The 12,955-nt window shown below is 68.7% G+C and carries 12 protein-coding genes; 8 read left to right on the forward strand and 4 right to left on the reverse strand.

Annotated features, from left to right (window positions below):
* Positions 1-110 precede the first annotated feature (110 nt).
* Genes LCM15_RS14355 through LCM15_RS14370 form a run of 4 tightly spaced genes read left to right on the forward strand, consistent with a single transcriptional unit; the run spans position 111 to position 4,223 of the window.
* Entirely contained in the window at positions 111-1,169 is a 1,059-nt protein-coding gene (locus LCM15_RS14355) for a DUF2169 domain-containing protein (RefSeq protein WP_224857681.1), read from the forward strand.
* Positions 1,166-2,197 carry a 3-oxoacyl-ACP synthase gene (locus LCM15_RS14360; protein WP_224857562.1) on the forward strand — a complete coding sequence of 344 codons (1,032 nt, stop codon included), beginning with the start codon at positions 1,166-1,168 and terminating at the stop codon, positions 2,195-2,197. Before LCM15_RS14355 ends, LCM15_RS14360 begins: the two co-directional genes overlap by 4 nt.
* On the forward strand, positions 2,194-3,192 hold the full coding sequence (locus LCM15_RS14365; RefSeq protein ID WP_224857564.1) for a DUF4150 domain-containing protein: 999 nt from the start codon (positions 2,194-2,196) through the stop codon (positions 3,190-3,192). The genes LCM15_RS14360 and LCM15_RS14365 overlap by 4 nt, the downstream gene beginning before the upstream one ends.
* Positions 3,189-4,223, forward strand: coding sequence for a hypothetical protein (locus LCM15_RS14370; RefSeq protein ID WP_224857566.1), 1,035 nt, complete (start codon positions 3,189-3,191; stop codon positions 4,221-4,223). The genes LCM15_RS14365 and LCM15_RS14370 overlap by 4 nt, the downstream gene beginning before the upstream one ends.
* Positions 4,224-4,236: 13 nt before the next feature.
* On the opposite strand, the gene LCM15_RS14375 is transcribed toward LCM15_RS14370, so the two are convergent.
* The 3 genes from LCM15_RS14375 to LCM15_RS14385 form a co-directional block, all read right to left on the reverse strand.
* Positions 4,237-4,578: a hypothetical protein gene (locus LCM15_RS14375; protein WP_224857568.1), complete on the reverse strand. Its 342-nt coding sequence runs from the start codon at positions 4,576-4,578 to the stop codon at positions 4,237-4,239.
* Positions 4,578-5,000, reverse strand: a complete 423-nt coding sequence (locus LCM15_RS14380) for a DUF6484 domain-containing protein (protein ID WP_224857570.1) — start codon at positions 4,998-5,000, stop codon at positions 4,578-4,580. Before LCM15_RS14380 ends, LCM15_RS14375 begins: the two co-directional genes overlap by 1 nt.
* A 71-nt stretch (positions 5,001-5,071) precedes the next feature.
* Positions 5,072-5,812, reverse strand: a complete 741-nt coding sequence (locus LCM15_RS14385; protein ID WP_224857572.1) for an OmpA family protein — start codon at positions 5,810-5,812, stop codon at positions 5,072-5,074.
* A gap of 173 nt (positions 5,813-5,985) precedes the next feature.
* Here LCM15_RS14385 and LCM15_RS14390 point away from each other — a divergent pair, with 173 nt between their 5' ends.
* The 4 genes from LCM15_RS14390 to LCM15_RS14405 all read left to right on the forward strand — a co-directional run bounded on the left by LCM15_RS14390 (position 5,986) and on the right by LCM15_RS14405 (position 12,487).
* Positions 5,986-6,744, forward strand: coding sequence for a PP2C family protein-serine/threonine phosphatase (locus LCM15_RS14390; protein ID WP_224857574.1), 759 nt, complete (start codon positions 5,986-5,988; stop codon positions 6,742-6,744).
* Between the two features lie 3 nt (positions 6,745-6,747).
* Complete coding sequence (locus LCM15_RS14395; RefSeq protein WP_224857576.1) at positions 6,748-7,626, forward strand: M15 family metallopeptidase; 879 nt, start codon at positions 6,748-6,750, stop codon at positions 7,624-7,626.
* Between the two features lie 39 nt (positions 7,627-7,665).
* Positions 7,666-10,044 carry an ImcF-related family protein gene (locus LCM15_RS14400; protein ID WP_224857578.1) on the forward strand — a complete coding sequence of 793 codons (2,379 nt, stop codon included), beginning with the start codon at positions 7,666-7,668 and terminating at the stop codon, positions 10,042-10,044.
* Positions 10,045-10,141: 97 nt separating this feature from the next.
* Positions 10,142-12,487: a type VI secretion system Vgr family protein gene (locus tag LCM15_RS14405; protein WP_224857580.1), complete on the forward strand. Its 2,346-nt coding sequence runs from the start codon at positions 10,142-10,144 to the stop codon at positions 12,485-12,487.
* Here the strand turns inward: LCM15_RS14405 and tagF are convergent.
* Positions 12,474-12,953, reverse strand: a complete 480-nt coding sequence (tagF, locus tag LCM15_RS14410; RefSeq protein ID WP_224857582.1) for a type VI secretion system-associated protein TagF — start codon at positions 12,951-12,953, stop codon at positions 12,474-12,476. The genes LCM15_RS14405 and tagF overlap by 14 nt on opposite strands.
* Between the last annotated feature and the right edge of the window lie 2 nt (positions 12,954-12,955).

Here is a 12,955-nt window from a genome sequence, read left to right on the forward strand (position 1 = left end):
CGATTCAAGACCGACTGATTTTTACATATTCTGACAACGGCGCCCAAGCGCGACGTGGAGATTTAGACGTGGAGATTTACCGGCAACTCCCCTGCGAGGCCGATTTTACCATGGGCCAGGACCCGGCGGGCCGGGATCACCTGTCATTGGTGGTGAAGCGAACCTTCGATTTTCCCGACGCCGCTGGAGGCAGCCCCGTGCCCAGCAAGACACAGGCGCCGCTCGTCCATGCCGACCAGTATCACGGCGCGCCGGGATTTTCGGCCTGCCGCTGGGAGACCGACTTCGCCTTCCGCAAGGCGCGCTGCGACGTCATCGTGAACGGCGCGGCTCATGCCCCGCGCGGAGAGGTCGCCACGCAGCTCCGCGTCGGCATCCGGCTGGGCCAATGGTCGAAATCCTTCGATGTTTTCGGCGAACGGCACTGGCTGGCGGTGGGGCCTGCCTTCGTCGCCACCGATCCGGTCCCGTTCCGCCGCCAGCCGATCAGCTACGACCACGCCTTCGGCGGCACCGACAGGCTCGATCCCGACGATCCCGAGCCCGGCGTATATGATCCCAACCCGGCCGGCATCGGCTGGGCGGCGCGGCGCAACCACCTGCGGGTCAACGGCATGAGGCTGCCCCACACGCAGGCCTCCGACGAAGACGTCTCCTCGCCCTTCGGCACCTACACCCCCATGGCGCTCGGGCCCTATGGTCGCGGCTGGCCGCAGCGGCGGCGCTACGCAGGCACCTACGATCAGGCCTGGCAGGACAACGTCTTCCCGTTCCTGCCCGGCGACTTCGATGAGCGCTATTACCAGAGCGCGCCGCCCGACCAGCAGGTTCCGCCGCCGCGCACGGGCACCGAGGTTGTCCTGCTCAACCTCACCGACCGCGGGCGCGAGTCCTTCCGGCTCATCGACTGCGAGCTGCCGCTTTCGATCTTTCGCGGTGCGCAGCCAGCGCTCGACCGCGAGGTGCTGCCCGACACGGTGCTGTTCGACACCGATGCGCGCAAGTTCGCCCTGGTCTGGCGCGTCGATCTTCCGATGCGGCGCGGGTTTCTCGAGTTCTCCGAGGCCTGGGTCGGCCCGCCCACCGAGGCCATGGCGCGCGCGAAGCGCGAGGGCCGTCGCTATGTCCGGGCGGTGGCCTCCGGCGGTGGCGGGGAGGGTCCGGAATGACCGGCGCGGTGCAGATCCTGACCTCGGGCATGGTGACCGCCGTGGGGCTGGATGCGCCCTCCTCCTGCGCCGCCCTGCGTGCCCGGCTCGACGGTTTCCAGGAAACCCGCTTTCCGCGCGGCGGCGGCGGGTGGCTGGTCGGCGCGCCGGTGCCGATGCCGCGCAACTGGATCGGCACCAAGCGGCTGGCGCACATGTGCGCCGCGGCGATCTCCGAAGTCTTCCAGCGCGTGCCCGAGGCCGCGGAGAAGACCGACCTGATCCTCTGCCTCGCCGAGGACACCCGGCAGGGCCGCCTGATCCGCGACGGCGCCGCGTTCGTGCGGATGATCGCGGAGATCGTCCACCTGCCCGAGCGCCAGCGCGTCAGGCTGGTGATGCATGGCCGCCCCTCGGGCTTCGTGGCACTGCAGTCCGCGCGGGAGATGCTCTCGGATGGCGCGGAGTACGTGCTGATCCTCGGCGTCGACAGCTACCTCAGCGCGCCCGCGGTCGGCCAGTACCAGGCGCAGTCGCGGCTGCTCACCCCGACCACGCCCGACGGGTTCATCCCCGGCGAGGCGGCGGCGGCGGTGTTGTGCTCGGCCCGCCATCCGGGTGGGCTTGTGATCACCGGGCTCGGCCTCGCGCGCGAGCCGGCGCCAATCTACAACGGCATGGACAGCGACGGGTTCGATCTGCCGCTGCGCGGCGACGGCATGGTGCGCGCCTATTCCGAGGCCTTCGCCGAGGCGGGGCTGGCGCATTCCGACATCGTGCTCAAGATCGGCGACCTGCCGGGCGAGAGCTTCTGGTTCCGCCAGACCGCACTGGCGATGATGCGCACCCAGCGCGCACGCAGCGCGGTGCAGCCGATCTGGGCGGTGGGCGCGAGTCTCGGCAATATCGGCGCGGCGGTGGTGCCGCTGATGCTCGGCTGGGCGCTGGCGGCAGCAGAAAAGCGCTACGGGCCGCAGGGCCCGGTGCTGATCGAGGCCTCTGGCGATGACGGCGCCTGCGGCGCGCTCGTGGCGAGGGCGGCGGCATGACGGTCTTTGCCAATTCTCTGGAAATCTCGGCCAAGGCGCAGGGCTGCAGGATCATCGCGGCCTTCCCCGACACGTGTTTCACCCCGCCCCAGACCCCGGCGACCCCGCCGGGCGTGCCGCTCCCCTACCCCAATTTCGCCACCGACAGCGACCTCACATCCGGCACCGGCACGGTGAAGATCGGTGGCCAGGAGATCAGCCAGGAAAACAGCTCGTACTTTTCAAAGATCTCGGGCGACGAGGCCGGCTGCGCCCCGAAGAAGGGCATCATCACCTCGAAGAACATGGGCAAGGCCTATGCCCAGAAATGGTCGATGGACGTCAAGGCCGAGGGCAAGGGCGTGGTGCGCTTCACCGATCTCGCCACCACCAACCACCAGAGCAACACCGGCAACGATGCGCCTTGGATCATCGTGGGCAAGCCCAACCCAAACGCCAATCCCGACGGCAGCGCGTGCATCGTCGGCGAATACCGCCTGAAGCGCGACGACTGCAGCAAGAACAAGGACTCGAACGGCAAGCCCTACCAATTCCACCACGTGGTTCCGGACCGCACCTATCGCTGCGGGCGTTACAAGGCGCCGGGTCTCACGCCGATGGGCAATATTCGCCGCCGCGACGTGCGACAGTCGTTCGGGCCGTCACACGGTCAGGGCATCTGCATCTGCCTGCCACCCGACAACCATGTCGGCTCGAAGAAGAGCGCACCGGGCACGGCGGTGCACCAGGAACTGGACGACAAGCTCACCGCGCTGGGACAGAAGACCAAAAGCGCCACGAGCCCGGCAGGCTGCGCCCCGCTCAAGGAGGTGCGCTTGAAGTGCCTCATTGCGCTTCATAAGCTGGTTCCGAAAACCATCAGCATGAAGTGTTTCAAGCTCGCTCTGGAGGAGGTCATGAAGCAGACGGAACCCCACAAGGACAAACAGGTGCGCGCTGAGAAGAACCTCAAGAACCTGAGCCGGCGCGCGCGCGGCGTTCTGGCCCGCCAATGAGACGCGATCTTCTTCTCGGGGGTGGCATCCTCTCTCCCCAGGGCGGCATCTACCTCATGACGGTGCCGGTCGAGGCCGAGGACGACGAGGTCGTCATCTGCTCGGCACGGCGGGACAGCGCCACGCTTCGGCTCACGGCGCTTACAAACCTCGAAGAGATCCAGAGCATCATTGCCCTGATGGCCCCCTGGGACACGGTCGCCGAGGCCTGCGCGATGACCCCCGAGGGTGAGCTCTTCTTCCTGCGCCCGGACGAGGCAGAACTGCAAACCATCCCCGGTTCCGGCTACAGCCGGGACGATTCGAAAGGCATCGGGCGCATGACCACGCTTGCGCAGGTCGGCGTAGACCTCGTGGCCACCGGATATTCCGGTCAGGTCTACCGCTACTCACACGGTCGCCGAGGCTGGTCGGACATTTCCATCCCGGTCTCCCCCTCGGAGTCCCACAAGCCGGTCTTCTATGATGTCATCTCCGGTCGCGGCGACGCGCTCGTCTTCGGCGGCAGCGCGTTGTTCGACATGGCGATCACCCCGGACATGGAGGCGGCGAACGATGCCGGCGACATCGACGCCCTGATGGACCTGTTCTCCGAGAGTGAGGGTGAGGATGCAATGAGCCTGCGCCTTTACGATGGCGCGTGGCGCATCGCCGATACCGTTGGAGAACCCGGCGCGATCGTCGCGCTCCTGCCAATGAACACGGGCACGCTCCTCTTCTCCGACACCGGCATGATCTATCGCAGCTCGGATTTCGACGCCATCGAGGAGGTCTATCGCCCGGCTCAGCCCGAAGGGTTCGATGACATCAAGATCTGGCAGGGGCGCCCGCTGCTGCTGTCGGGCAACACGCTGTCGGTGTTTCGCGAGGGCGATCTCGATCCCTTCGATCCGCCGCTGCCGTCCGGCGAGACGTTCTGCCTGTCGGTGTCCCCGGTCGGCGATCGTATCCTCGCGGTGTTCCCCGACCACGTTCAGCTCTTCGAGGCCGGCAGCTGGACCCGGCTCGAGCCTGAGCTGCCCGAGGCCTAATCCCCGACCTGCCTCACGCCGGCAGCGAGCCCACCAGAAAGGCGCGCACCTTGTCGAGATCGAGCGCTGCCACGGTCAACCCGGTGGCGCTTGGCTGCAGCATTCGCACCACGAAGAGCTCGCCCGCCTCGGGGTACTCGATATAGCGCTCCTCGGCGACCTTCAGCCCTTCGGACCCCGCCACCCTCAGCCCGTCGATATGCGCCTCGAGCCGTTCCAGCAGCCGCGCAATGCGCTCGGCATCCATGTCGGGATTGTCGTCGGGGTTGAGCAGCGCGTGGTCGTAGACCGTCCACAGGAAGGCCGCCTGCTCGGCGTGCTGGCGCAGCATCTCGGGCAAGACGGGCGCCGGCATCAGTTCAGGTTCACCGATCCGCCGCGGATGCGGTTCGAGGCCGAGGCATGGCTGACGAGATAGCTGCCGCGAATGGTGATGTGGCCGTCGCTCTCCATCACGATCGAGGCCTTGCCGCAGCGCAGCTCGAGGCGGTCCTTGGCGGTGACCCGGACCCGCTCGCCGTCGCGCACCACCTCGGGTGCGTCCTCGCGCGGGCGCGGCGCGACGATCTTGCCCACGATCAGCGGCCGGGCGCTGTCGCCATCCTCGTAAAGCAGCGCCACCTCGGAGCCGGTATCCTCTGGCCCGAGATGGGCAAGGCTGCGCGCCGGCACCGCCCGGTCCTCGGGATTGCCGGCGAAAACCACCAGCGGCAGGCCGTCCTCGAAGCCGAGCAGCAGCCCGATGATCACGCCCTGAATACGCTCCGATACCTGCATCTGGCTGACCTCTCTCTCGACCCCGGTGTGGTGGCGCGGGCGGCGGGCCAAGCCCCGCCCGCGCAAGATCCTCAGCTCAGCGCCTGGAACTCGACGCGGCGGTTCTCGTCGGCGCGCGGGTCGGCCTCGTTGAACGGGAAACGCTCGCCCATGCCGACGGTCTCGAGCCGCGCCGGCGGTAGGCCGCAGTCCTCGATCAGGCGGCGGGCCACTTCCTTGGCGCGCAGCACCGAGAGCGCCTCGTTATAGGCATCGGAGCCGGCGGAATCGGTGTGGCCCACGATGCGGATCCTGTCGACATCCGCCGCCAGCAGCGCCGTGCAGACGGTCTGCAGCTTGGGCGCCTGGTCGTCCGCGATCGCGGCGCTGTCGAAGCCGAACTCGATATGCAGGTTGACCTGCAGCTCGGGCTCAAGCTGGCCGAACACCATCGGCGCATCGCTGGCCGCCGCCAGCAGCGGCCTGTTGGGATCGGCGGGGCGCTGCGGGGCGCCCTCGCTCGTGGCGGTGATCGACACGCCCTGCCCGTCCCGCGTCGGCGCGGCAAGCTCCGGCGCGGTGGTCGCAACCTCTGGCGCAATCTGCTGCGGCTCGGGTGCAGCGCTCGGGTCCGTGTTGGCCACGACGGGCGCCGCGCTCTCGGCGGTGACATCCTGCACGGTGATCAGCTTGAGGCCGCGGGTCTGGCCCAGGCCGCTGGTCTCGGCCTCTTCGAAGGCCTGCTTCTGGCGCTCGAAAATCTCGGTCAGATCGTCAACGGACAGCGCGTCCTGCGCGAGCGCCGGCATCGCCAGGGCGCCAAGACAGGACATGGAAAACAAACTCATTCTAAAAAGCATATTCAACCTCTCTGGGAAAAGGGTTTTTCGAATGCTGAAAAAAGAGTAGCATGGCGGGTGTTTGAATACAGCTATTTTCGGGGGAAGGCGGGGCTGGAAAACCCGCATTGACGCCGAGCCCCACCGGCATTCATCAAGGCGCGCGCATGTCCACGCCCCAGACCCGAAATCCCGTTCTGAGACCGATGCCGGCGCCCAGCTTTCAAGGGGCTGGCCTCACCCATACGGGCTGCGTCCGCGAGGAGAACGAGGACAGCATTCTCACCGATCCCGCCGGCCTGCTCTGGGCTGTGGCCGATGGCATGGGCGGCTACGGACACGGCGCCATGGCGTCGGACATGGTGATCGACCAGGTCGCGCTGGTGAGCGATTTCGCCCCGCCCGCACCGACCCTCCGCGCCCGCCTGCAAGCGGCCAACCGCGCCATCCACGCCAAGGCGCAGGCCCCCGGGATCGGCCAGATGGGCGCCACCGCCGTGGTCATGCTGATCCAGAACGCCACCGCCCATATCGCCTGGGCCGGCGATTGCCGGGCCTATCTGTTGCGGGCCGGGCAGCTACGGCTGCTGACCCGCGATCACACGGTGGTTCAGGAGATGGTCGATCAAGGCCTGCTGAAAGACACCGAGCGGGACCGCCACCCGCAGCGCCACGTGGTCACCCGTGCCGTGGGCGCCGAGCCCGATCTCGAGGTCGACGACACCGCCGTGCCGCTGGTGCCCGGAGACCGCCTCCTGCTTTGCAGCGACGGGCTCACCGCCGGTCTCGCCGATCAGAGCATCGCCAACCTCATGCATCGCGACCTGCCCCCGAACGAGATCTGCGCCGAGCTGGTGCGCGCCTGCCTCGAGGCCGGCGCACCGGACAACCTCTCGGTGATCAGCGTCTTCGCCTCGGAGGGTTGAGCGATGCGGGACGGCGCCCTCATCGGCCCCATCATCATCGCCATCGGCCTGATCGTGGCGGCGATCTGCTTTGCCGTGGTCGGCGCCCTCCTGCAGACCGCCGACGGCCGCACCGAGCTGCGGCTCGAGCGCGCCGAGGCCGAGATCGCGGACCTGCGCAGGGGCCTCGACACGCTGCGCTCCGAGCTGCGCGACGCCGAGGCCGAGGCCGAACGCCTCGAAGAAGAGGTCGCCCTCGCCGCCAGCCGCGCCCCCGCCGCGAGCGCCGCGCTGCCCGTGCCCGCGTTCGTCCCCGGTGTGGACGAGGTCATCGGCGCCGCTGAGGATGTGCCCGGGACAGAGGAGATGACCGAGGAAATGCGCACCGCCAAGTCGCGCTTCAACATGGGCATCACCCAGCCCGGCAACCGCGTCATGCTCGAGATCCTGGGCCACCCGCGCAGCACCTATTCGACCACATGTCAGGCGGTGACGCAGCCAAGGCTCAAGGCGCTGATGGAAACCCGGCAGGTCGGGCCGATCCGCGTCACCATGATCCGCCCGGCGCTCGACAGCCTCGCCCGCATCGTCGCCAAGCTCGAGGCGCAGGAACCCGACATCTACGCCGCGCTCGGCACCGCCGGCGCGATCTGCGCCCGGCTGATCCGCGGCTCGCGCAGCGCGGTCTCGAACCACAGCTGGGGCACCGCGATCGACGTCAAGCTGCAGGGCCAGCTCGACGGGTTCGGCGATGGCGGCACCCAGTTCGGGCTGCTGCTGCTGGCGGAACTCTTCAACGAGGAAGGCTGGTACTGGGGCGCGGGCTACCGGCGCGAGGACTCGATGCATTTCGAGGTCGGGGTCGAGACCCTGCGCAAATGGCAGGCCGAGGGCCTGCTCTGACCGATGGCCCCGTCCCCGCTCAGACAGACCGCCGCTCCGGTGCTCCGCTTCATCGAGGACCTCGACGGCAGGCAGGGCGAGCGCCGCATCCTCGACGAGGCGGCGCCGCTGCTCGACGGGTTCGAGACAGCCGCGCAGCGGGCCGGCGCGGCACCGGTGGCGATCAAGCCCGCGCGCTACGCGCTGGCGATGCTGATCGACCAGCGTGCGCGCCAACTCGAGGGCATCACGCTCAGCACATGGTCGGTGCTGGCACGGCGCAGGCTGTTCGAGGGGCGCGACATCCCGATGAGCCGGATCCGCGAATTCCGCGACACCGCCCGGCGCACCGGAATGGACGACCTCGAGGCGTTTCTTGGCGAGATGCTGGAGCGGGCCGAGGCCCTGCGCGGAGGGCCTCAGAGGCGCCACGGCGGCGGCTGGGGCTGGAAGGCGGCGGCGTTCACACTGCTGCTGGTCGGCGGTCTGGTGGCCTATGCCGCGCTGCTCGAGTACCGGTTCCAACGCCAGATCGGCGCCGATTTCGAGGCCGAGGCGCTCGCGATCGGGCTTGATCGTCCGCAGGAAGGCGCCGAACTGGTGCGCCGTCTCGACGCGCTGCGTGACGCCGCCGACCGGGTGTCACAGGTCGCGCAGCAGGCGCCGCTGCGCCGCGTGCTGCGGCTGCCCGTGATCGACAGCGAGACCCGCGCCGAGGCGGTCTATGCCGAGGCCGCGCGCCGTCAGGTACCGCCGGAGCTGGCACGCGGACTGGAGCAGGTCCTCGCCACCGAGGGCGACGGGCTGGCGCTCTACGACACTCTGCGCGCGTGGTCGGTGCTGACAGGCGATCAGGGCTGGCAGCCGGGCTGGCTTGCCGGCTGGCTCGAGGCTCACGGCGCGGCGGTGGGCCTCGACGGTCTGGCCCGGCATGTGGCACCGCTGGAAGGGCCGCTGGCGGTGCAGCCGCAGGACACGCAGATCATGGATCAGACACGCGCCTTCGCCGCCGAGGTGCCCGAGCCCGCGCGCGCCTGGCTCGAGCTGCTGCGCTCGGACGAGATGCGCGCCCTGCCCGACTGGGTCGCCCCAGCCGCGGTGCCCGGTGTCGAGACGGTGCTTCTGCGCCGCTCCGGTGCGCCGATCTCGCAGGGCCTCCCCGGCCTCTTCACGACGCAAGGCTGGCAGGCGGCGCGCCGCACCGGCGTGGGCCTCGCGGTGCAGACCGCCCGCGCCGTGGCTCCCGACATCACCGGCATGGCGCTGCCGCCCGAGAACCGCTCTCCCGACCTGCTGCTCGACCGGCTGCACCGCGAGACGGCGGCGGCGTGGAAGGACTGGCTGGCGGATCTGCGGGTGCGGCCCTTCGCCGACCGCGAAACCGCCATCGTGGTCTCCGGGCAGCTCGCACAGGCCGAGAACCCGCTCACCCGCCTGCTGCGCGAGGTCTGGGAACAGAGCGGCGGCAATGACCGCAGCCGCAGCCACCAGCAGCAACTCCTGCTCGCACGCGAGTTCGGGCCGATGATCCAGTATGTCGAGCAGGGAGGAATGGCAGAGATCGCGCGGCTGTTCTCGACCCTCAACGTGGCGCTCGGGGCCGTCGATATCGACGCCCGCCGCGCCAGCCGGCGCCTGATGACCTTTCAGGACCGCGCGCGCTCCATCGCTGCGCTGTCGAACGCGCCGCGCATCGTGGTGCAGATCGCCGAGGACGTGCTGGCGCAATCCGCCCGCCCCGCCGCCGAGGACGCGGCGCAGTATCCCCTTGCCCGGCAGTGGCAACAGCAGGTCTTCCCGCTCTGTCGCAACGCCGTGAGCGGGCGCTACCCGTTCCAGAACGGCGGCGATGCAAGCCTCGCCGAGGTCGCTGCCCTGCTCGGCCCGCAAGGCACGCTGACGTCGTTCCTGACCACCTTCGCCCGGCCGATGCTCGAGACCGGCGAGCGCCCGTGGCGCTGGAAGCCCGAGGCGCGCTTTGCCGGGATGCAACCCGAAAGCGCCGCGTTCCTCGAACGCGCGGCGCAGATCTCGCAGGCGCTGTTCACCGCCGACGGTCGGCTCGAGCACAGCCTGACGCTGGCGGCGCTGGCCGAGCGCGGCCAGACCCTCGTGGCGATCGGCGGCACCGCGGCGCCGGTGCGTGCCAGCGGCACGCCCGCGACGCTCGACTGGCCGGGCCCGCGCCCCGAGGCCGGGATCGAGGTGGCGTTCCGCGACAGCACCGATGCGGCGCGGCTGATCGAGACCGGCCCGTGGGGGCTTTACCGCCTGATCGACGGCACGCGGCTGCGGCTGCGCGACGACGGCGCGCGCGCCCTGCTCGATCTGCGCAACAGCGAGGGGCGCGTGTTCCTCGAGCTCGGGTTTCCGGCACCGCTCAACCCCGTGTCGATCCGACCGGTCCTGAGCGCCTTCGACTGCCCCGCGAGCCTGTAACCTTTTCAACCCACGGGGTGGGGAATCCCTGTATAGTCAACCGCGATTGCAGATCGTTATTTTGATCCGACCATTCCCGCTAGAGGGGACGCGCGATATGACAGACCGAATTGCCGAGCTGACAACCCCGATCACCACCGGCGGCGCCGGCGACCTGACCTTCTCGCGGATGACCGGGCACGACGCGATCAGCAGCTGCTTCCGCTACGAGGTGATCGCGCTCAGCGAAGATCCCGACATTCCGGCGAGCGAGCTGCTCGGACAGGTCTGCACCGTCGCGGCCCGCACCAACACGCTCGACGAGAGCCAGACCCGCCACTTCTGCGGCATCGTCGACCAGTTCGCCTTTCTCGGCACGGAAAGCGATGCCTTCGAGGTCGTCTACGGCTACCGGCTCGTGCTGCGCCCGGCGCTCTGGCTGCTCTCGAAAGCGAGCGACAACCGCATCTTTCAGGAAATGTCGGTGCCCGAGATCATCAGCCAGATTCTCGACGAGACCGGCTTCCCGGAGTACGAGCTGCGGCTGAACGGCAGCTACGATCCGCGGATCTACTGCGTGCAATACGGCGAGAGCACGCTCGATTTCCTGCAGCGCCTGATGGAGCACGAGGGGATCTTCTACTTTCACGAATTTCGCGAGCAGGGCCATACGCTCATCATCGCCGACAATCTGGACTCGCTCGTGCCGCAGGCCGATCTGCCGGTGTTGCGCTTCGAGCCCGACGCCACCGACGCGCATCGCGGCGCCGGCGTGATCACCAGCTGGCGGCGGCAGGCCACGGTGGTGACCGGCACCCATACGCAGACTGATTACGATTTCGAAAAACCCTCTGCCGATCTCAGCACCCAGCTGTCCGATCCCAAGAACCACAGCGCGAGCGAGATGGAGCGCTATGTCTATCCGGGCGTCTATACCGAGATTGGCGGCGGCCAGCGCCTGACCGATCTGCGTCTCGAGGCGGAACAGGGCAGCCATTTCGAGATGAGCGCCGACAGCACGGCGAGTTTGCTCTGGTCCGGCAACAGGTTCGACTTCACCGATTTCCCGCGGCAGGCAGAGAACGATGCCTATTTCATCCTGCGCGCCGAGTACGAGCTCTGGGACGGCCAGTATTTCGCCGGCGGCGCCGGCAGGCCTGGCGAAAGCCGCGACAGGGCGGGCGACGAGGCGATGGGCTTCAACGCCCGCTACCGGGTGCTGCCGGCGGCCTCGCGCTGGCGTCCGCCGCACGCGACCCCGCGCCCGGTGATGCGCGGCCCGCAGACCGCCGTTGTCGTGGGCCCGGGCGGCGAGGAGATCTACACCGACCAGTACAGCCGCGTGAAGGTGCAGTTCCATTGGGACCGGGTCGGCGCGCGAGACGAGAACGCGTCCTGCTGGGTGCGTGTGAGCGCGGCCTGGGCTGGCTCGGGCTGGGGCTTCATCCAGATCCCGCGCATCGGTCAGGAGGTGATCGTCGACTTCCTCGAGGGCGATCCGGACCGGCCGATCATCACCGGTCGGGTCTACAACGCCGAGCAGATGCCGCCCTATGGCCTGCCCGGAGAGGCCACGAAATCGGGCTGGAAATCGAACTCCTCGCCCGGTGGCGGTGGCTGGAACGAGTTGATGTTCGAGGACAAGGCCGGCTCGGAGCTGGTCTACTTTCAGGCCGAGAAGGACCATGACGAACTGGTCAAGAACAACGAGACCCGCCACATCGGCAACGACTGGTCCGAAGAGGTGGTACACGACGCGACGCAATGGGTCGGCAACAACCGCGACGAGACCGTCGACAACTGCAAGACCACCCATGTGAAGGTCGATCGCACCGTCAATATCGACCACGACGACACCGAGACCGTGGGCAACAACCGCGCTTTGACGGTGGGCGTGAACGAAACCATCAGGGTCGGCAGCAATTCGACCGAAACCATCGGCATCAACCACAGCCAGACCGTGGGCAGCAACCAGACGGTGAACGTCGGCGCCAACCGGGTCGACACCGTCGCGATCTCCGAGACCCGCACCGTGGGCGCGGCGCAGACCAACACCATCGGGGCGGCGCGTCAGGTCACCGTGGGGGCGAGCCAGGGGCACGGCATCGGCGGCTCGGATGCCTGGAAGATCGGCGCCAGCCAGTCGGTCTCGGTGGGCGCCGATCAGGTCACGCAGGTCGGCAGGAACCATTCGCTCAGCGTGGGCGAGATGAGCTCGATCTCGGTCGGCAAGGACGCCATTGTCGCGATCGGCGAGAACGGCGTGGTCTCGGTGGGCAAGGATCTCACCATCGCCGCCGAGGACAGCATCAGCCTGACCTGCGGCAAGGCCAGCATCCAGATGAAGAAGGACGGCACGATCACCATCAAGGGCAAGGACATCACCATCGATGGTTCTGGGAAGATCACCGCCAAGGCGGCGAGCGACATGACGCTGAAGGGCTCGAAGATCAACCAGAACTGATGAGCCGCGCCAGCGCTTCGAGGCCCTGCGGGTGGCGCCCGGGCGCCCAGACCAGCGGCGGGCGCAGCGCCGTGCCCCCGGCCTCGGGCGCGAGCGGCGCAAGCGCCGCGGCGAGCGTGTCCGGGTCGGTCTCTCCGGCCACCGCGCGATCGAGATGCACCAGAGCCTCGCGGCCCCAACGCTCGGCCGCGTCCTGCGCCACGCAGGGCACCGCGCAGACTGCCGCCAGCGGAAACGCCCGGCCCGCCGCGTCGACGCTCGGCACCACCAGCATCAGGAGCGCGTCCTCGCGCGTGCCCGCGAGCAGCGCCATCAGCCCTCGGGACGGCCAGCGTTCGGGGCAGGCCGCGAAGCCGCCAAGCTGGTGCGTCAGCCACGCATCGACGCACGCGCGCTGCCCCGGCCCGAGGCCACGGGCAACGAAATCACCCGCCAGAGGCAGCTTTCCGAACAGTCCGGTGGCCACGC

It is taken from the genome of Salipiger bermudensis (assembly GCF_020171625.1).
Taxonomy (GTDB): Bacteria; Pseudomonadota; Alphaproteobacteria; order Rhodobacterales; family Rhodobacteraceae; genus Salipiger; species Salipiger bermudensis_B.

Coding starts and splice junctions, on each gene's coding strand:
- LCM15_RS14355 (WP_224857681.1), top strand. CDS start 111: ATGGGCCAGGACCCGGCGGGCCGGGATCACCTGTCATTGGTGGTGAAG.
- LCM15_RS14360 (WP_224857562.1), top strand. CDS start 1,166: ATGACCGGCGCGGTGCAGATCCTGACCTCGGGCATGGTGACCGCCGTG.
- LCM15_RS14365 (WP_224857564.1), top strand. CDS start 2,194: ATGACGGTCTTTGCCAATTCTCTGGAAATCTCGGCCAAGGCGCAGGGC.
- LCM15_RS14370 (WP_224857566.1), top strand. CDS start 3,189: ATGAGACGCGATCTTCTTCTCGGGGGTGGCATCCTCTCTCCCCAGGGC.
- LCM15_RS14375 (WP_224857568.1), bottom strand. CDS start 4,578: ATGCCGGCGCCCGTCTTGCCCGAGATGCTGCGCCAGCACGCCGAGCAG.
- LCM15_RS14380 (WP_224857570.1), bottom strand. CDS start 5,000: ATGCAGGTATCGGAGCGTATTCAGGGCGTGATCATCGGGCTGCTGCTC.
- LCM15_RS14385 (WP_224857572.1), bottom strand. CDS start 5,812: ATGTCCTGTCTTGGCGCCCTGGCGATGCCGGCGCTCGCGCAGGACGCG.
- LCM15_RS14390 (WP_224857574.1), top strand. CDS start 5,986: ATGTCCACGCCCCAGACCCGAAATCCCGTTCTGAGACCGATGCCGGCG.
- LCM15_RS14395 (WP_224857576.1), top strand. CDS start 6,748: ATGCGGGACGGCGCCCTCATCGGCCCCATCATCATCGCCATCGGCCTG.
- LCM15_RS14405 (WP_224857580.1), top strand. CDS start 10,142: ATGACAGACCGAATTGCCGAGCTGACAACCCCGATCACCACCGGCGGC.